An 18,333-nucleotide genomic window follows, 5' to 3' on the forward strand; every position below is an offset into this window, starting at 1 on the left:
CGAGATCCCCAACACCGACCGGGAGATGGTCAACCTCGGCGACGTGCTGCGGCTCGCGGAGTCCGCCGAGGACGACGACCCGATGCTGGTCGCCTTCGGCAAGGACGTCGAGGGCGGCTACGTCATGCACTCGCTGGCGAAGATGCCGCACATGCTGGTCGCCGGTGCCACCGGCTCCGGAAAGTCGTCCTGCATCAACTGCCTGATCACCTCGGTCATGATGCGGGCGACCCCGGAGGACGTCCGGATGATCCTGGTCGACCCCAAGCGCGTCGAGCTCACGGCCTACGAGGGAATCCCGCACCTGATCACGCCGATCATCACCAATCCCAAGCGGGCCGCCGAAGCGCTCCAGTGGGTCGTGCGCGAGATGGACCTGCGCTACGACGACCTGGCCGCCTACGGCTACCGGCACATCGACGACTTCAACCGCGCGGTGCGCGAGGGCAAGGTGAAGCCGCCGGAGGGCAGTGAGCGCGAGCTCCAGCCGTATCCGTACCTGCTGGTGATCGTGGACGAGCTGGCCGACCTGATGATGGTCGCCCCGCGCGACGTCGAGGACGCCATCGTGCGCATCACGCAGCTCGCGCGGGCGGCCGGGATCCACCTGGTGCTCGCCACGCAGCGGCCGTCGGTCGACGTCGTCACCGGCCTGATCAAGGCGAACGTGCCCTCCCGGCTCGCGTTCGCCACCTCGTCGCTCGCCGACTCGCGCGTCATCCTCGACCAGCCCGGTGCCGAGAAGCTGATCGGCAAGGGCGACGGGCTGTTCCTGCCGATGGGAGCGAACAAACCGACCCGTATGCAGGGCGCGTTCGTGACCGAGGAGGAGGTCGCGGCCGTCGTCCGGCACTGCAAGGACCAGATGGCGCCCGTCTTCCGGGACGACGTGGTCGTCGGGACCAAGCAGAAGAAGGAGATCGACGAGGACATCGGTGACGACCTCGACCTGCTGTGCCAGGCGGCCGAGCTGGTGGTCTCCACCCAGTTCGGGTCGACGTCCATGCTCCAGCGCAAGCTGCGCGTGGGCTTCGCCAAGGCCGGCCGGCTGATGGACCTGATGGAGTCCCGGAACATCGTCGGGCCGAGCGAGGGTTCGAAGGCTCGTGACGTTCTTGTGAAGCCTGAGGAGCTGGATGGCGTGCTGGCAGTGATCCGGGGGGAGTCTGAAGGGTAGGCGGACAGGACGCGGTTGTCGCCCCGGGGCGTCCGGGCGGTCGATCGTGACCCACCCGTAAGGGACCGGTGGGCAACCGTTTCCCTTCGGCGTACGTCAAGTTGAGGGAAGCGACAAACAGCAGGTCCACCATCGGGATGTCGGGCCATTCCGATGGCGTACAAAGTCAGACCGCCCGGTTGCCCCACCCTTTTGCACCCCCCCTAGACTGAACCTCCAGCACAGGCGGCTACACGCTCGAAAGGCGCCCCCGTGTCCATCGGCAACTCCCCTGAAGACGAGCGTCCGTTCGAAGACGTTTCCGAGGAAGCCCGCCCCTCCGTCGGCCGTGCGCTGCAGCAGGCGCGCATCGCCGCCGGGCTCACCGTCGACGACGTCAGTACCGCCACCCGGGTCCGTATCGCCATCGTGCACGCCATCGAGGCGGACGACTTCGCGCCCTGCGGCGGAGACGTCTACGCGCGCGGGCACATCCGGACCCTGGCCAAGGCCGTGAACCTCGATCCGGCCCCGCTGATCGCCCAGTACGAGGCCGAGCACGGCGGCGGCCGCCCGGCCCCGACCCCGGCCGCGCCCCTCTTCGAGGCGGAACGTATCCGTCCGGAGCGGCGCGGACCCAACTGGACCGCCGCCATGGTCGCCGCGATCGTCGTGGTGATCGGCTTCGTCGGGTTCACGATGGTCAAGGGCGGTGACGACGGCGGCAAGGAGAACGTCGCCGACGGCATCGCGCCCACCGAGTCCGCCTCGCCCACGCCCAAGACCAAGAAGCCCGCCGACCCGAAGCCGGAACCCTCGGACAGCGCCATCGCCGCCGCGCCGCAGGACAAGGTGACGGTCCAGGTGAGCGCCGCCGACGGACGCAGCTGGATCTCGGCCAAGGACCACAACGGCCGGCTGCTGTTCGACGGTCTGCTCAAGCAGGGCGAGTCCAAGACCTTCCAGGACAGTTCGAAGATCAACCTGGTGCTCGGCGACGCCGGCGCGATCGACCTGTTCGTGAACGGCAAGAAGATCGAGGACGACTTCCAGCCGGGGTCCGTCGAGCGCCTCACCTACACCAAGGGCGACCCGCAGGCCGGATAAACGGTCCCGGGCGGTACATCGACGACGGGGTCGGCCGAGATCGGCCAACCCCGTCGACGTGGGCCGTCGGCGGGACGAAGTAGTCTTGAGCCCATGCCTGAACGCCGTACCGTCGCACTCGTCACCCTTGGCTGCGCCCGTAACGAGGTGGACTCGGAGGAGCTCGCAGGCCGTTTGGAGGCGGACGGCTGGCAGCTCGTCGAGGACGCCGCCGATGCGGACGTCGCCGTCGTGAACACCTGTGGCTTCGTCGAGGCCGCCAAGAAGGACTCGGTCGACGCCCTCCTGGAGGCCAACGACCTCAAGGGACACGGGAGAACTCAAGCCGTCGTGGCGGTGGGCTGCATGGCCGAGCGGTACGGCAAGGAACTCGCCGAGGCCCTTCCCGAGGCCGACGGCGTGCTCGGCTTCGACGACTACACCGACATCTCGGACCGGCTCCAGACCATTCTGAGCGGCGGCATCCACGCCTCCCACACCCCGCGCGACCGGCGCAAGCTGCTGCCCATCAGCCCGGCGGAACGGCAGGAGGCGGGCACGTCCGTCGCCCTGCCCGGCCACGGCCCGGCGGACCTGCCGGAGGGCCTCGCCCCGGCCTCCGGTCCCCGAGCGCCCCTGCGCCGCCGGCTGGACGGCTCCCCGGTCGCCTCGGTGAAGCTCGCCTCGGGCTGTGACCGTCGCTGCTCCTTCTGCGCCATCCCGTCCTTCCGCGGCTCCTTCATCTCACGCCGCCCCAGCGACGTGCTGAACGAGACGCGGTGGCTGGCCGAACAGGGCGTGAAGGAGATCATGCTGGTCTCCGAGAACAACACCTCCTACGGCAAGGACCTCGGGGACATCCGTCTGCTGGAGTCCCTGCTGCCGGAGCTGGCCGAGGTCGACGGCCTCGAGCGGGTGCGCGTCAGCTACCTCCAGCCGGCCGAGATGCGGCCCGGCCTGATCGACGTCCTGACCTCCACCCCGAAGGTCGCCCCGTACTTCGACCTGTCCTTCCAGCACTCCGCGCCCGACGTGCTGCGCGCGATGCGCCGCTTCGGTGACACCGACCGCTTCCTGGAGCTGCTCGACACCATCCGGAGCAAGGCGCCGCAGGCCGGTGTGCGCTCCAACTTCATCGTCGGCTTCCCCGGCGAGTCCGAGGCCGACCTCGCCGAGCTGGAGCGCTTCCTGAACCACGCGCGGCTGGACGCCATCGGCGTCTTCGGCTACTCCGACGAGGAGGGCACCGAGGCGGCGACGTACGACAACAAGCTGGACGAGGACGTCGTCGCCGAGCGGCTGGCACGCGTCTCCCGGCTGGCCGAGGAACTCGTCTCGCAGCGGGCCGAGGAGCGGGTCGGCGAGACCGTGCACGTGCTGGTGGAGTCCGTGGACGAGGAGGAGGGCGTCCACGGCCGGGCGGCGCACCAGGCCCCCGAGACGGACGGCCAGGTGCGGCTCACGAGCGGTGGGGGTCTGAGGGTCGGCCGTATGGTCGAGGCGAAGGTGGTCGGTACGGAAGGTGTCGACCTGGTGGCCGAGCCGCTCTTCCAGGGCTCGCTCGCGTGTAGTGAGGAGGCGGGCAGATGACGGGTGTCCCGGCATCGGCGGCAGGAGGCCCCTCCGGCGCGAGGAGGGCGGCGGCGAACCCGGCCCCCGGGGGCGTCCCGGGGGCGGCGGCCGGTCGCACGGCCGCGCGGGAGGCCCGGGGCGCGGCTCCGGGGCCGGGGTCGTCCGGCGGTGGCCCGGGAACGGGCGGGCTGTCCGGCCGCCGCGGTTCGGGCGGGGAGAATCCGCCCGGGGACGGGGTTTCCCGGGCCGCGGCATCCGGGGGAGTCTCCGACGGCGAGGGCGGTGCGAAACCGCCGCGCGGCGGGAAGATCGCGGCGGCGGCCGTCAACCAGGCCAGCGTCTGGAACATCGCCAACCTGCTGACCATGCTCCGGCTGCTGCTCGTACCGGCCTTCGTCGCGCTGATGCTCGCCGACGGCGGATACGACCCGGCGTGGCGGTCGCTCGCCTGGGCGGCCTTCGCCATCGCCATGATCACCGATCTGTTCGACGGTCATCTGGCGCGCACGTACAACCTCGTCACCGACTTCGGGAAGATCGCCGACCCCATCGCCGACAAGGCGATCATGGGAGCGGCGCTGATCTGTCTTTCGGCGCTGGGGGATCTTCCCTGGTGGGTCACCGGTGTCATCCTCGGCCGGGAACTCGGCATCACGCTGCTGCGTTTCCTGGTCATTCGCTACGGCGTGATCCCGGCCAGCCGCGGGGGCAAGCTCAAGACCCTCATCCAGGGCGTGGCCGTCGGCATGTACGTGCTGGCGCTCACGGGGTGGCTGGCCACACTGCGGTGGTGGGTGATGGCCGCGGCGGTCGTACTGACCGTGGCGACCGGACTCGACTATGTGAAACAGGCCATTGTGCTCCGCAGGCGGGGAATCGCCGAGCGCAAGGCAGCGTTGGAGGAGACGGAAGCGTGAGTTCCACGGCCACCGAGGTGGTGCGACTACTCACCGTGAACGGCGGGACGCTCGCTGTCGCCGAGTCGCTGACCGGTGGCCTGGTGGCGGCGGAGATCACCTCGGTCCCCGGGGCCTCCAAGGTCTTCCGGGGCTCGGTGACGGCGTACGCCACCGAGCTGAAGCACCAACTGCTCGGCGTGGACGCCACTCTGCTGGCTCAGCGCGGAGCGGTGGATCCGCAGGTGGCGGCCCAGATGGCGGCCGGCGTCCGCAAGGCGCTGGGTGCCGACTGGGGCGTCGCGACCACTGGTGTCGCCGGTCCGGACCCGCAGGACGGCCAGGCCGTCGGGACGGTTTTCGTGGCCGTGGACGGTCCCTCCGAGGAGGGTTCCGGTTCCGCCCGTGGCGGAAAAGTGGAGCGCCTGCGGTTGAACGGCGACCGCGCGGAAATTCGTATGGAGAGTGTACGGAGCGTACTCGCACTGCTCCTCGAGGAGCTTGCGGGCGAACAGACCGGGAATGAGCGGGCACAGGATACGGAACGGAACGGGGGGTTTTGATGTTTGCAGCCCTGAGTGAACACGACATCGCTCCCCGCACGGCCGCGGCGCGAGGCGGTACGGTGGGGCGAGAAGGATGCGGCTACGCGGTCCGAGGAGGGAGCCACCGATGATTCTGCTCCGTCGCCTGCTGGGTGACGTGCTGCGTCGGCAGCGCCAACGCCAGGGCCGTACTCTGCGCGAAGTCTCCTCGTCCGCCCGAGTCTCACTCGGCTATCTCTCCGAGGTGGAGCGGGGGCAGAAGGAGGCTTCCTCCGAGCTGCTCTCCGCCATCTGCGACGCGCTGGACGTACGGATGTCCGAGCTCATGCGGGAAGTGAGCGACGAGCTCGCCCTCGCCGAGCTGGCCCAGTCTGCTGCAGCGACCCCCAGCGAGCCCGTACCCACGCCGGTTCGTCCGATGCTGGGTTCCGTTTCGGTGACCGGCGTGCCACCGGAACGGGTGACCATCAAGGCGCCCGCCGAGGCGGTGGACGTCGTCGCCGCGTGACGCGTTTTCCGCGCGCGGTGTGAAGATGTGAGAGGCCCCGGTCAGGGCCCCTCCGGGAGAACCGGAGGGGTGCCGCCGGGGTTTTCGCATGCACGGGTCGCTCCGCGTGCGTTTGCCGGTGCGGCGTGCGGCGGTCATCGTTGAGGGACGAGGCGGGGGACAGCCACGGAGGTGCGGATGTACGTCGTGAAGAGCCCGTTGTCCGACGCGAACCTGAAGACGGTGTCCGAGGCGCTGCAGGGTGCCCTGGTGGACATGGTGGACCTCGCCCTCGTCGCGAAGCAGATCCACTGGAACGTGGTCGGACAGCGTTTCCGTTCCGTGCACCTCCAGCTCGACGAGGTCGTGACCCTCGCGCGCACACACTCCGACACCGTTGCGGAGCGCGCCGCGGCACTGGGCGTCTCGCCCGACGGGCGCGCCGCGACGGTGGCCGTCGGCAGCGGGATCGGGGTGACGCCCGAGGGCTGGGTCGACGACACGGCCGCGGTGAGGGCACTCGTGGAGGCGCTGGGCGCGGTGATCGCCCGCATGCGGGAGCGGATCGCGGCGACCGGGGAGGCGGACCCGGTGACCCAGGACATCCTCATCACGGTCACGGCGGATCTGGAGAAGCAGCACTGGATGTTCCAGGCCGAGAACGGGTGACGTGGCCCTGGAGGGCCGCGAGGCCCTCGCCGAGGCGCATGGGGAGGGCGGTGCGCCGGTGTGCCGCCGACGCGCTCTGTGCGCGGGTTCGAGCGGCCTCACGGCCTGCGGTCGGGAGCCTCGTGGCACCCGGGCGGGGAGGTGGGGGCCATGACGGGACGGATGGTGCGCCGGGGGGTCGTTCTGGGGGCCGTGGCGCTGTGGTGGTGGGCCGTGGCGCGGCTGTTGCTGGCGCCCGGCGCCGGCGCGCTGGAGGGGGCGGTCGCGGCCGGCGGATGGGGGCTCAGCCTGCTGCCGGTGCACTGCATGCCCAAGGACCGGGCTGAAGGAGTGCCGGCCGCCGGACGGTGGCGGCGGGCCCGGCGCGCGGGCACCGTCTCCGCGCCGGGAGGCACCGCGGAATCGCCGCGCCCCCGTTCCGACGGGGGACCCGGCCGGCGGTGAAGGCCCCGGGGCGCCGGAGGCCGGGTGCAGGACCGCGTGAGCGGGGACCCCCGGCTCGCGCTTCGCCGACCGGACCACCGTCGCCGGACCACCCCGTCGCCGGACCACCGGTGCTCGGGCCGCGGTGCGTGATCCGGCGACCGGCGACCGGTGATGAAGACGGCGCGGCCGGTGAGGCCGCACGGGGCGGGGGGCGGAGGACCGTACGAGCGGACCTGCCCGGGACCGTCGGTCCGATCTGGACCCGGGCTTCGGCGACGGGGGTGGGGCCGGCCGCCTAGGGCGAGGCGGTGCGGCGTGACCGGGCCGGCGCGGGGGCCGGGCCCGGCTGACAGGTCGGGCACCAGTAGGTGGGGCGCTCGCGGGAGCCGTCGCCCTGGTCGGCGAGGCGGATCGGGGTGCGGCAGCGCAGGCAGGGGCGGGACGCGCGGCCGTACACGAACAGGTCCTGGCCGCGGCGGCCCGTCGTGCTGCGGACCGGGCGCTCGCGGTTGAACTCCAGCAGCTTCTCGGCGAGCCCGGGCAGCTTCGCGGCGCGCTCGGCGGGCAGCTCGCCCACGGGGAGCCAGGGGGTGACGCCGAGCAGGAAGCAGAGCTCGCTCTTGAACACGTTGCCGATGCCGGCGAGGTTGCGCTGGTCCAGCAGGGCCTCGCCGAGGGGGCGGGCCGGATCCTTCAGGAGGTTGGCCAGCGCCCGGTCCGGGTCCCAGTCCGGTCCCAGGAGATCGGGGCCGAGATGACCGACCGCGCGGTCCTCGTCGGAGGTGCGCAGGAGCTCCAGGACGGGAAGCCGGTAGCCGACGGCCGTGCGGTCGGCGTTGCCGAGGATCGCGCGGATCTGGTGGGCGGGACCGCCGTTCCAGCGCTGCCCGTTCGCGTACACCTTCCAGGATCCGTCCATCCGCAGGTGCGAGTGCAGGGTCAGGCCGCCCTCGATGCGCGCGAGCAGGTGCTTGCCGCGCGGGGTGACGTCCAGGACGGTCCGGCCGGTGAGGTCGGCCGTGGCGTACCTGGGCACCCGGAGGTCGCTGCGGGTCAGCACCTTGCCCGCGAGGGCAACGTGCAGCCGGCGTGCGGCCTGCCAGACCGTGTCTCCTTCGGGCATGCGTCAAGGGTGGCACGTCGGGCCGGCCGCGGTGCTCGGGGCGGCCGGGGCCGGTGCGCCGGGGCGGGTCAGGCGCGCAGGCGCAGACCGCGCGGTGTGGCGACGAAGCCCGTGCTCTCCAGGAGGGCACCGAGCGGGGACGTCAGCGCGGAGGCGCCGTTGACGCGCTCCACCGTGACCGTGCCGAGGGAACCCGCGCGGGCCGCTGCTGCGAGGGCCTCGGCCGCCGCCGGGAGACGGGGGTCGTCGGCGGGTTCGCCCTCGGGGTCGGCGGGCCAGGCCAGCAGCGTCTTTCCGCCGCGTTCCATGTAGAGCGTCAGCTCGCCGTCGACGAGCACCACCAGGGAGCCCGCCTTGCGGCCCGGCTTGTGTCCCGCGCCGGCCGGTGGCTCGGGCCAGGCCAGGGCGGCACCGTACGCGTTGGCCGGGTCGGCGGCGGCGAGGACGGCGGCCCGCGCGGAGGAGGCCCGGCCGGTCCGACGTCCCGCGGAGGGGCCGTACGGCGGACGTCCGCCGTTCTGCCAGGGCGGGGGCGGCTGCGGGGCCATGTCGCGGGGGGAGACGTAGTCACCCGGCGAGGGCCTCGGGTACGGCGCGTCGTCGGTTCCGGGGAAGCCGTCATGGCCGGAGGCGGCCTCATGGGTGCCGTCGGCGCGGGAGGCGAAGCCGTGGGTGACGAACGGGTCCGAGTCGCCGGCGAACGGACCGGGGGTCCCGCCGTCGGCGGCACCGGGGAGGGGCAGGGCCTCGCCCCGCTCACGGGCGCCCGCCACCGCGCGGAGGCGGTCCACCGCACCGTCCATCGCGAACTGTGCGGCGCCCAGACCCTCCACCACATAGCCGCGACGGGCCTGACCCGTCTCCTCGAAGGCGGACAGGATCCGGTACGTCGCCGAGAAGCCGCCCTCGACGCCCTCCGCGGAAACGGCGCCCCGGGTGACCACACCGTGCCGGTCGAGCAGGGTGCGGGCCAGCGCGTGGGCGCGGACCGTGGGATCGGCCTCCCGGTCCGGGAGCAGGGACCAACGACCGGCGACGGTCGGCGGGCCGGTGCGGGAGGCGGTGCGGGCGGCCGCCGTGAGCGAGCCGTAGCGCCCGCGCGGGACCGAGCGTTTCGCGCGGTGGGCCGTGGCGCCCGCGGTGCGGCCCGAGCCCAGCAGGGAGCGCATGGGGGCGAGCGTGTCGTTGGTCAGCCGCCCGGACCAGGCGAGGTCCCAGAGGACGTCGGACAGTTGCGGATCGGTGGCCTCGGGATGGGTGGTGGCACGGACCTGGTCGGCGATCTGCCGGAAGAACAGGCCGTAGCCGCCGGACAGGGCGTCCAGCACGGACTGGTGGAGGGCGGTCAGCTCCAGGGGGTGCGGGGGTGGCAGGAGCAGTGGAGCCGCGTCCGCCAGGTACAGGGAGATCCAGCCGTCCTTTCCCGGTAGCGAACCGGCGCCGGCCCACACCACCTCACCGGCGGCGGTGAGCTCGTCCAGCATCGCGGGGGCGTAGTCCACCACCCGGGACGGCAGGACCAGCTTCTCCAGGGCGGACGCGGGTACGGACGCGCCCTGCAACTGCTCGATGGCCCGTACCAGGCCGTCGACGCCGCGCAGCGCGTGCCCCTTGCCGATGTGCTGCCACTGGGGGAGGAACTGGGCGAGCGCGGCCGGCGGGACCGGTTCCAGTTCGTGCCGCAGGGCGGCCAGGGAACGGCGGCGCAACCGGCGCAGCACGGCCGCGTCGCACCACTCCTGTCCGATCCCGGCCGGGTGGAACTCGCCCTGGACGATCCTGCCCGCCGCCGCGAGCCGCTGGAGGGCGCCCTCGGTGACCGCCACGCCCAGTCCGAAACGGGCCGCCGCCGTGGCCGACGTGAACGGGCCGTGGGTGCGCGCGTAGCGCGCGAGGAGGTCGCCGAGCGGGTCCTTGACCGGCTCGGTGAACGCCTCCGGCACGCCGACCGGCAGCGCCGTGCCCAGCGCGTCGCGCAGCCGCCCGGCGTCCTCGATCGCCGCCCAGTGGTCGGCGCCGGCGACCCGCACCCGGATGGCACGCCGCGCGGAGGCCAGCTCCCGCGCCCACTGCGGCTCGGCGCCCCGCTCGGCCAGCTCGGCCTCGGTGAGCGGTCCGAGCAGCCGCAGCAGGTCGGCCACGCCCTCCACGTCCTTGACGCGCCGGTCCTCGGTGAGCCACTGCAGCTCCCGCTCCAGCTCGGTCAGCACCTCCGCGTCGAGCAGTTCCCGCAGCTCCGCCTGGCCGAGCAGCTCGGCCAGCAGCCGCGAGTCCAGGGACAGGGCGGCGGCACGGCGCTCGGCGAGCGGGGAGTCGCCCTCGTACAGGAACTGCGCGACGTATCCGAAGAGGAGGGAGCGGGCGAAGGGAGACGGCTCGGGGGTGGTGACCTCGACGAGCCGTACCCTGCGGGACTCCAGGTCGCCCATCAGCTCGACGAGTCCGGGAACGTCGAAGACGTCCTGGAGACATTCGCGGACCGCCTCCAGGACGATCGGGAACGAGCCGAACTCGCCCGCCACCTGGAGCAGCTGGGAGGCGCGCTGACGCTGCTGCCACAGCGGGGTGCGCCTGCCGGGATTGCGGCGCGGCAGCAACAGCGCGCGGGCGGCGCATTCACGGAAGCGGGACGCGAACAGCGCCGAGCCGCCCACCTGGTCGGTGACGACCCGGTCGACCTCGCCCTTGTCGAAGACGACGTCGGCCGCACCCACGGGGGCCCGGTCCGCGTCGTACTCGGTGCCGGCCTTCATCGGCTCCTGGTCCAGCAGGTCCAGGCCCATCAGGTCGGCGTCCGGCAGGCGCAGCACGATGCCGTCGTCGGCGTGCATCACCTGGGCGTCCATGCCGTACCGCTCGGAGAGCCGGGCGCCGAGCGCGAGCGCCCACGGGGCGTGCACCTGGGCGCCGAACGGGGAGTGCACGACGACCCGCCAGTCGCCGAGCTCGTCGCGGAAGCGCTCCACGACGATCGTGCGGTCGTCCGGGACGTGACCGCAGGCCTCGCGCTGCTCGTCGAGGTAGGACAGGACGTTGTCCGCGGCCCAGGCGTCCAGCCCCGCCGCGAGGAGCCGCAGACGGGCGTCCTCCTTGGAGAGCGAGCCGACCTCGCGCAGGAAAGCGCCCACCGCGCGGCCCAGCTCCAGCGGACGGCCCAGCTGATCGCCCTTCCAGAACGGCAGCCGGCCCGGCACCCCCGGCGCCGGGGAGACCAGGACGCGGTCGCGCGTGATGTCCTCGATCCGCCAGGAGCTGGTGCCCAGCGTGAAGACGTCGCCCACGCGGGACTCGTACACCATCTCCTCGTCGAGTTCGCCGACCCGCCCGCCGCCCTTCTTGGGATCGGCGCCCGCGAGGAACACCCCGAACAGACCCCGGTCGGGGATCGTGCCCCCGGAGGTGACGGCGAGGCGCTGGGCCCCCGGACGGCCGGTGATCTCGCCCGTGACCCGGTCCCACACCACGCGCGGACGCAGCTCCGCGAAGGCGTCGGACGGGTAGCGGCCGGCGAGCATGTCCAGGACGCCCGTGAAGGCGGACTCGGGCAGCGAGGCGAAGGGGGCCGCCCGGCGGACCATGGCGAGCAGGTCGTCGAACTGCCACGGGTCCATGGCCGTCATGGCGACGAGCTGCTGGGCCAGGACGTCCAGGGGGTTCGCGGGGACGCGCAGGGACTCGATGGCGCCCGTGCGCATCCGCTCGGTGACCACGGCCGCCTGCACGAGGTCGCCCCGGTACTTCGGGAACACCACGCCCGTGGAGACCGCGCCCACCTGGTGCCCCGCGCGGCCGACGCGCTGGAGTCCGGAGGCGACGGACGGCGGCGACTCGACCTGGACCACCAGGTCGACGGCGCCCATGTCGATGCCCAGCTCCAGGCTGGAGGTGGCGACCACCGCGGGCAGCCGGCCCGCCTTGAGGTCCTCCTCGACCAGGGCGCGCTGCTCCTTGGACACCGAACCGTGGTGGGCGCGGGCGATGACCGCGGGTGCGCCCTGGGCGGCTCCGGAGCCGCCCATGAGCTCGGCGGGGGAGTGGTGCTCGTCCAGGGGCTCCCCGGTGGCCCGCTCGTGGGCGATCTCGTTGAGCCGGTTGCACAGGCGCTCGGCGAGGCGTCGCGAGTTCGCGAACACGATCGTCGAGCGATGGGACTGGACCAGGTCGGCGATCCGCTCCTCGACGTGCGGCCAGATCGACGGGCGTTCGGCGCCCTCCGAGCCGTCGGCGACCGGAGAACCACCCAGTTCGCCCAGGTCCTCGACCGGCACCACGACGGAGAGATCGAACTCCTTGCCCGACTCCGGCTGGACGATCTCCACCTTGCGGCGGGGGGAGAGGAAGCGGGCGACCTCGTCGACCGGGCGGACGGTCGCCGAGAGGCCGATGCGGCGGGCCGGCTCGGGCAGCAGTTCGTCCAGCCGCTCGAGCGACAGCGCGAGGTGTGCTCCGCGCTTGGTGCCGGCGACCGCGTGCACCTCGTCCAGAATCACCGTCTCGATGCCCGTCAGCGCGTCGCGCGTGGCCGACGTCAGCATCAGGAACAGGGACTCGGGGGTGGTGATCAGGATGTCCGGCGGGCGGGTGGACAGGGCGCGGCGCTCGGCGGGCGGGGTGTCGCCGGAACGGATCCCGACCTTCACCTCGGGCTCGGGCAGGCCCAGGCGTACGGACTCCTGCCGGATGCCGGTCAGCGGGCTGCGGAGGTTGCGCTCGACGTCGACGGCCAGGGCCTTCAGGGGGGAGACGTACAGAACGCGGCAGCGCTTCCTCGGGTCGGCGGGCGGGGGCGTGGAGGCCAGCTGGTCCAGGGCCGCGAGGAAGGCGGCCAGGGTCTTCCCGGAACCGGTGGGGGCGACCACCAGCACGTCCGAGCCCTCCCGGATGGCCTGCCACGCGCCGGCCTGGGCGGCGGTGGGCGCGGAGAACGCCCCCGTGAACCAGCCGCGGGTCGCGGGGGAGAAGCCGTCCAGGGCGCGGTGCGGATCGCTGACCATGCGTCCATCGTGCACCCGGGCACTGACAACGGGGCCGCGCCGGCGGTCGGGGGCGCCCCGGCCCTTCGCCCCGAAAGGCCGGGGCCGCGTGAGAACGGCCGTTGGCGGACGCGTGACAATGGCCGTATGGCGGAATCGGGCAGGGAGCGCGCGCGGCACTGGCGGTACGCCGAACTGCCCGGTGTCGATCTGCTGCGCGCCCGGTACATACGGAAGACGTTCGTGCGGCACACCCACGAGCACTTCGTGATCGCCGCCATCGCCGACGGGGTGGAGGTCTTCCACCACGGCGGGGGCGACCGGTACGCGGGCGCCGGGGCCCTCGCGCTGGTGAACCCGGACACCCCGCACACCGGGCGGGCCGGCGTTCCCGAAGGGTGGCGGTACGGGGCGGTGTACCCGTCGCCGGAGGTGGTGGCCGCGATCGCCGCCGAGACCACCACGCTGCGCGGCACGCCGGGTTTCGTGTCGCCGGTGCTCGACGATCCGTACTCCGTCCACCTCGTGCACCAGGTGCTGCGGGCCACCGACGAGGGCAACGCGCTCGCCGCCGACACCCTGCTCCGGGTCGCCGTGACCCGGCTGCTGCGGCTGAACGGCGGGTCGCTGCCGCGCCGGGAGGTGCGGACGGCGGGCGCCCGGATCGCGGCACGCGCGCGTGCCCTGCTGGAGGAGCGGATGGCCGCACCGCCGACGCTGGAGCAGCTGGCCGGTGAGCTGGGCACCGGCCCGTTCGCCCTGCTGCGTGCCTTCCGGGACACCTACGGGATGCCACCGCACACCTGGCTCACCGACGCGCGGGTACGGCGGGCACGGCGGCTGCTGGACGCGGGTACGGCGCCGTCGGAGGCGGCCGTCGCGGTCGGGTTCACCGACCAGCCGCACCTGAACCGGCACTTCGCGCGGATCGTCGGCGTGCCCCCGGGCGCGTACCAGCGCGAGCGCAAGAACGTACAAGACGCGCGGTGCGGCCCGCTCGTACCGTCCGGGGTGTGGCAGCAGAACAGACAACTCTCGCAGACATACGGGACGCCGGGGGAGGAAAACCGGACGGTGCCGTCGTACGGGACGCCCTCGGGGTCGGGATCGCCGTCGGACTCTCCGGGTTCGCCTTCGGTGTGACCTCGGCCGGCAGTGGGCTCACCCTGCTCCAGACCTGTGCGCTCAGCCTGCTGGTGTTCACCGGTGCGTCGCAGTTCGCGCTGGTGGGAGCACTGGCGGCGGGCGGGGGCCCGGTCACGGCCGCCGCGGGGGCGTTCTTCCTGGGGGTGCGCAATGCGTTCTACGGGCTGCGTCTGTCGCAGTTGCTGGCCCTCCCGCGCGCGGTGCGGCCGTTCGCCGCCCAGTGGGTCATCGACGAGACGGCCGCCGTCTCGCTCGCCCAGCCCGACCGGCGCAGCGCGCGCATCGGGTTCGTCGTGACCGGACTCAGCCTGTACCTCCTGTGGAACCTCACGACGCTGCTCGGCGCGCTGGGCGCCGAGGCCATCGGGGACACCGGCGCGTGGGGCCTGGACGCGGCCGGTCCCGCGGTCTTCCTGGCGCTGCTCGCGCCGATGCTGCGGACCGGTACCGAGCGGGCCGTCGCCGGGCTCGCCGTCCTCCTGGGGCTCGGTCTGCTGCCCGTTCTGCCCGCCGGCGTGCCGGTCCTGGTGGCCGCCCTCGCGGCACCGGCCGTCCTGTGGGCGCAGGGCCGCCGGAGGAGCACACCACGCGGTGACGCACCGGAGGGGAACCGTTGAACATCTGGATCGCGATCGGTGTGACCGTCCTCGGCTGCTACGCCGTCAAACTGGCCGGGCTGATGGTGCCCGCCGGAGTCATCGAGCGGCCTCTCGTCAGACGGCTCGCCGCGCTGCTGCCGGTCGCCCTGCTCGCCGCCCTGACGGCCCAGCAGACCTTCGCCGACGGCCAGGCGCTGGTGCTGGACGCGCGGGCGGCGGGGGTGGCGGCCGCCGCCGTGGCGCTGGTGCTGCGCGCCCCGTTCCTGATCGTCGTCGGGGCGGCCGTGATCGTCACGGCGGGAGTACGCGCTCTGGGCGGATGAGGCGGCTGCGGACCGGCCTCTCCCGGTGGTGCCGCGTGAGGGGCGCGTCCGGGCCCGGACGCGGGCCGGCCGGTGCCTCGCGGCCCTCGGGGCGTGCGGGCCGCATGCCCGCCGCCGGGTCGGCCGGCCTCGTGATCAGCCGATGGGGCGGCCGTACGCCCCCAGCGTGCGCAGGGCCTCGATCGTCACCACGGGGCGGGCCTCCAGCACGGGAGCCGGTGCCCACCGGCGCCACCGGACGGGCCAGCCGCCGTCCTCCTGCTGCTCGGCCGCGAGGAAGTCGAGGGAACGGGCCATCTCCTCGTCCGTGAACCACGCGCGCGCGAGCGACTGCGGAGTTCTCGCGTAGTCGTGGGGGAAGTGGTGCTCGCCCGGGGCGTAACCGGACGCGACCGGGTACGCGTCGAGGTCGTCCGGGTCGAGTACCGCGAGCCGCTGCCCCCGCACCACGCGGCCCAGCCGCTCGGCGGCGGCCTCCGCGCGGGGGCGGTCGGGGACCCGGTCCAGGAAGGCCACGGCGGCCTGGACCTCGTACGGATGGGACCTCTCCAGCGACTCGGCGGCCTGCCAGCAGAAGTCCGTGGCCCGGAACAGCCAGGCGTGCCACACCTCGTTGCGGTGCAGCAGGCCCACCACCGGCCCGGTGGCCGACAACTGGCCGGTCGGGTCGTCCACGACCGGTACGAAGGGCGCCGTCGGGTAGCCGCGCTGGCTGGGACGGATCGCCGGGAGCGCGCCGTCCGCCGTGGAGACGGACGTCAGGTAGCGGCACACCTGCTCCGCGCGCCGTCCGTCGCACCGCCCCACGGCGTCCAGCACGTCCAGGGCGCGGGCGGTGTGCAGCGGCTGGCTGACCGGGCCGCGCAGGTCGGGCTCCAGACCGTGACCGTACCCGCCGTCCTCGTTGCGGTAGGCGTCCAGCGCCGTCTCCACCGGGTCGGCAGCGCCGCCCCGGAAGTGGTGGGCGAAGAGGCGCTGTTCGAGCACACGCGCGGTGAGCCAGACGAACCGCTCCGCCCGCGCGAGCGGGCTGTCGCGCGCCGGGGGTGTCGGGGGCGAGGGGGCAGTTCCGGGATCGGCCATGGGTCCGACCGTAGGGCGGAAAGCGGTCCCAGGAGGCCGCCCGGCTCGGGGCCACCCCCGCACGCGGGATACTGGGGCCATGCGGTTGACGGTCTTCTGGGAGCGGATGGCGGAGCACTTCGGGTCGGGTTACGCCGACACCTTCGCGCGCGACCATGTCATGTCGGAGCTCGGCGGGCGCACCGTGCACGAGGCGCTGGCGGCCGGCTGGGACGCCAAGGCCGTCTGGCAGGTGGTCTGCACGGTGATGGATGTCCCCCCGGAAAAGCGCTGATCGTCACAGAGATCGCCAGGGGGCGGACGGCCGACGGCGGACGTGGGTCAGACTTGCTCCGTGGCACCCACTGATGAGACCGGGCAGGCAGCCCAGCACACCTCCACGCCAGGCATACAGCCGCCCGCCGGTCCTCCGGTGGGCTCCGTGGCCGGGCCGAACGGCCGCATGCCGCGCTGGCTGCCGCGCGCCATGGTGCTCGCCCTTGCCCTGGTCGCCGTGTTCCAGCTGGGCAGCTGGGCCTTCCACCAGCTCACCGGTCTGCTGATCAACGTCCTCATCGCGTTCTTCCTGGCGCTCGCCGTCGAGCCCGCGGTGAGCTGGATGGCCGCGCGCGGAGTACGCCGGGGGCTGGGCACCTTCCTGGTCTTCCTGGCGGTGCTGATCGTGGCGGCGGGTTTCGTCACGCTGCTCGGTTCGATGCTGGCGGGACAGATCATCACGATCGTCGAGGACTTCCCGGACTACCTCGACTCCGTCATCAACTGGGTCAACACACATTTCCACACCGAGCTGCGGCGGGTGGACATCCAGGAGGGCCTGCTGCGCTCCGACTGGCTGCGCACCTACGTGCAGAACAGCGCCACCGGTGTCCTGGACGTCTCCGCGCAGGTCCTCGGCGGTCTCTTCCAGTTGCTGACCGTCGGTCTGTTCTCGTTCTACTTCGCCGCAGACGGCCCGCGGCTGCGGCGCACCGTCTGCTCCGTCCTGCCGCCCGCCCGCCAGGCCGAGGTGCTGCGCGCGTGGGAGATCGCCGTGAACAAGACCGGCGGCTATCTGTACTCGCGCGGACTGATGGCGCTGGTCTCCGGCCTGGCGCACTACGTACTGCTGGAGATCCTCGAAGTGCCCTACGCACCCGTGCTCGCGGTGTGGGTGGGCCTGGTGTCGCAGTTCATCCCCACCATCGGCACCTATCTCGCGGGCGCCCTGCCCATGCTGATCGCCTTCACGGTCGACCCCTGGTACGCGCTGTGGGTGCTGGTCTTCGTGGTGATCTACCAGCAGTTCGAGAACTACGTCCTGCAGCCCAAGCTGACCTCCAAGACCGTCGACATCCACCCGGCGGTCGCCTTCGGCTCGGTCGTCGCGGGCACCGCACTGCTCGGCGCCGTCGGCGCGCTGATCGCCATTCCCGCGATCGCCACCCTCCAGGCGTTCCTCGGCGCGTATGTGAAGCGGTACGACGTCACGGACGACCCCCGTGTGCACGGACACCGCAGTTCCGGCCATGGGCCGGGACTCATCACGCGCGCCCGGCGCCTGTGGTTCCGACGGCCGGAGGCGGCGGACGCCCGGGGCGAGGGCACCGGGACCGGCTGACGGGGAGGCGGTGCCGTGCCGGCCTCCCGGAAAGCCCGAGCGGCCTGTCCCAGGGCTTCCGCTGAGAGCCTGCCGTTGTCATGATCCAGCCATGGCCGACACTCTCTCGCCCGTCTACCAGGCACGTTACGGCTGGGACCGCAGGACCGCAGGAGTCGTGGTGCTCTCCGCCGTCTTCACCGCCGTCCTGCTGCTCCCGGACATGCCGCTGATCGCGCGAGTACTGGGCCTGCCGCTGTTCGGCGCGGGCGGGCTGTTCATGGTGTACACGGCGCTGAGCCGCAAGGTCGCGCTCCGGGTGGACGAGACGGGTGTGTTCCTCGGGGGGAACCCCGCCCGTTACGGGGCCACCAGCGCCCACGTGCCCTGGGGTGACATCACGGGCTTCGTGCTCTGGCGCCAGGCCGCCGGCGGCACCTCCCTGCCCTATGTCGGGGTCACCCGGCGGGAGGGGGCTCCGGCGCTGCCCGGGGACGGACCGAAGGCCCGTGCCGTCCTGCGGCGCCTCGTTCCGGTGCCCGCCGATGTCGCGGTGGCCTCCCGGGCGGTGACCGGATGGCGCTTGGACAAGGACCGGCTGGTCGCGGCGGTCGCCCACTTCGCGCCGGGGATCCCCGTGCGGGACCACTCCTGAGGCGTGTTCGGGACGTGG

The 18,333-nt window shown here is 73.0% G+C and carries 17 protein-coding genes; 14 read left to right on the forward strand and 3 right to left on the reverse strand.

Annotated elements, in window-relative coordinates:
* From RIM90_RS23365 to RIM90_RS23400, 8 genes are all read left to right on the forward strand, one after another.
* A partial coding sequence (locus RIM90_RS23365; RefSeq protein ID WP_309062712.1) for a DNA translocase FtsK occupies window positions 1-1,177 on the forward strand: 1,177 nt, incomplete at its 5' end.
* 252 nt (window positions 1,178-1,429) lie between these two features.
* The gene (locus RIM90_RS23370; protein WP_309062713.1) at window positions 1,430-2,263 is read left to right on the forward strand and encodes a RodZ domain-containing protein; all 834 of its coding nucleotides are present in this window, start codon (window positions 1,430-1,432) and stop codon (window positions 2,261-2,263) included.
* A gap of 93 nt (window positions 2,264-2,356) precedes the next feature.
* On the forward strand, window positions 2,357-3,832 hold the full coding sequence (gene rimO, locus RIM90_RS23375) for a 30S ribosomal protein S12 methylthiotransferase RimO (protein ID WP_309062714.1): 1,476 nt from the start codon (window positions 2,357-2,359) through the stop codon (window positions 3,830-3,832).
* Entirely contained in the window at window positions 3,829-4,731 is a 903-nt protein-coding gene (gene pgsA / locus RIM90_RS23380) for a CDP-diacylglycerol--glycerol-3-phosphate 3-phosphatidyltransferase (RefSeq protein ID WP_309062715.1), read from the forward strand. Before rimO ends, pgsA begins: the two co-directional genes overlap by 4 nt.
* Window positions 4,728-5,273 carry a CinA family protein gene (locus RIM90_RS23385; protein ID WP_309062716.1) on the forward strand — a complete coding sequence of 182 codons (546 nt, stop codon included), beginning with the start codon at window positions 4,728-4,730 and terminating at the stop codon, window positions 5,271-5,273. Before pgsA ends, RIM90_RS23385 begins: the two co-directional genes overlap by 4 nt.
* Before the next feature lie 109 nt (window positions 5,274-5,382).
* Entirely contained in the window at window positions 5,383-5,763 is a 381-nt protein-coding gene (locus RIM90_RS23390) for a helix-turn-helix domain-containing protein (RefSeq protein ID WP_003993396.1), read from the forward strand.
* A gap of 177 nt (window positions 5,764-5,940) precedes the next feature.
* Complete coding sequence (locus tag RIM90_RS23395) at window positions 5,941-6,411, forward strand: DNA starvation/stationary phase protection protein (protein ID WP_309062717.1); 471 nt, start codon at window positions 5,941-5,943, stop codon at window positions 6,409-6,411.
* A gap of 150 nt (window positions 6,412-6,561) precedes the next feature.
* Window positions 6,562-6,855 carry a hypothetical protein gene (locus RIM90_RS23400; RefSeq protein ID WP_309062718.1) on the forward strand — a complete coding sequence of 98 codons (294 nt, stop codon included), beginning with the start codon at window positions 6,562-6,564 and terminating at the stop codon, window positions 6,853-6,855.
* A 277-nt stretch (window positions 6,856-7,132) separates the two neighbouring features.
* On the opposite strand, the gene RIM90_RS23405 is transcribed toward RIM90_RS23400, so the two are convergent.
* A complete protein-coding gene (locus RIM90_RS23405) occupies window positions 7,133-7,960 on the reverse strand; it encodes a DNA-formamidopyrimidine glycosylase family protein (RefSeq protein WP_309062719.1) in 828 nt (275 codons plus the stop codon).
* Window positions 7,961-8,028: 68 nt separating this feature from the next.
* Complete coding sequence (locus RIM90_RS23410) at window positions 8,029-12,954, reverse strand: ATP-dependent helicase (protein ID WP_309062720.1); 4,926 nt, start codon at window positions 12,952-12,954, stop codon at window positions 8,029-8,031.
* Between the two features lie 126 nt (window positions 12,955-13,080).
* Between RIM90_RS23410 and RIM90_RS23415 the strand changes: the two genes are divergently transcribed.
* From RIM90_RS23415 to RIM90_RS23425, 3 genes are read left to right on the forward strand one after another with little or no spacing between them, the layout of a single operon-like run.
* The gene (locus RIM90_RS23415; RefSeq protein WP_309062721.1) at window positions 13,081-14,076 is read left to right on the forward strand and encodes an AraC family transcriptional regulator; all 996 of its coding nucleotides are present in this window, start codon (window positions 13,081-13,083) and stop codon (window positions 14,074-14,076) included.
* Complete coding sequence (locus RIM90_RS23420) at window positions 13,977-14,696, forward strand: AzlC family ABC transporter permease (protein ID WP_309062727.1); 720 nt, start codon at window positions 13,977-13,979, stop codon at window positions 14,694-14,696. Before RIM90_RS23415 ends, RIM90_RS23420 begins: the two co-directional genes overlap by 100 nt.
* Window positions 14,693-15,001: an AzlD domain-containing protein gene (locus tag RIM90_RS23425; RefSeq protein ID WP_309062722.1), complete on the forward strand. Its 309-nt coding sequence runs from the start codon at window positions 14,693-14,695 to the stop codon at window positions 14,999-15,001. Before RIM90_RS23420 ends, RIM90_RS23425 begins: the two co-directional genes overlap by 4 nt.
* A gap of 135 nt (window positions 15,002-15,136) precedes the next feature.
* Here the strand turns inward: RIM90_RS23425 and RIM90_RS23430 are convergent, their stop codons facing one another.
* Window positions 15,137-16,084, reverse strand: a complete 948-nt coding sequence (locus tag RIM90_RS23430) for a hypothetical protein (protein WP_309062723.1) — start codon at window positions 16,082-16,084, stop codon at window positions 15,137-15,139.
* A 79-nt stretch (window positions 16,085-16,163) separates the two neighbouring features.
* On the opposite strand from RIM90_RS23430, the gene RIM90_RS23435 reads away from it, so the two are divergent.
* The 3 genes from RIM90_RS23435 to RIM90_RS23445 all read left to right on the forward strand — a co-directional run bounded on the left by RIM90_RS23435 (window position 16,164) and on the right by RIM90_RS23445 (window position 18,315).
* Window positions 16,164-16,358, forward strand: a complete 195-nt coding sequence (locus tag RIM90_RS23435; RefSeq protein WP_309062724.1) for a DUF3046 domain-containing protein — start codon at window positions 16,164-16,166, stop codon at window positions 16,356-16,358.
* Between the two features lie 60 nt (window positions 16,359-16,418).
* Entirely contained in the window at window positions 16,419-17,681 is a 1,263-nt protein-coding gene (locus RIM90_RS23440) for an AI-2E family transporter (protein WP_309062725.1), read from the forward strand.
* Between the two features lie 91 nt (window positions 17,682-17,772).
* Complete coding sequence (locus RIM90_RS23445; protein WP_309062726.1) at window positions 17,773-18,315, forward strand: hypothetical protein; 543 nt, start codon at window positions 17,773-17,775, stop codon at window positions 18,313-18,315.
* Window positions 18,316-18,333: the final 18 nt, after the last annotated feature.

This window comes from Streptomyces sp. (genome assembly GCF_031181555.1).
In the GTDB taxonomy this organism is placed as follows: domain Bacteria; phylum Actinomycetota; class Actinomycetes; order Streptomycetales; family Streptomycetaceae; genus Streptomyces; species Streptomyces fimbriatus.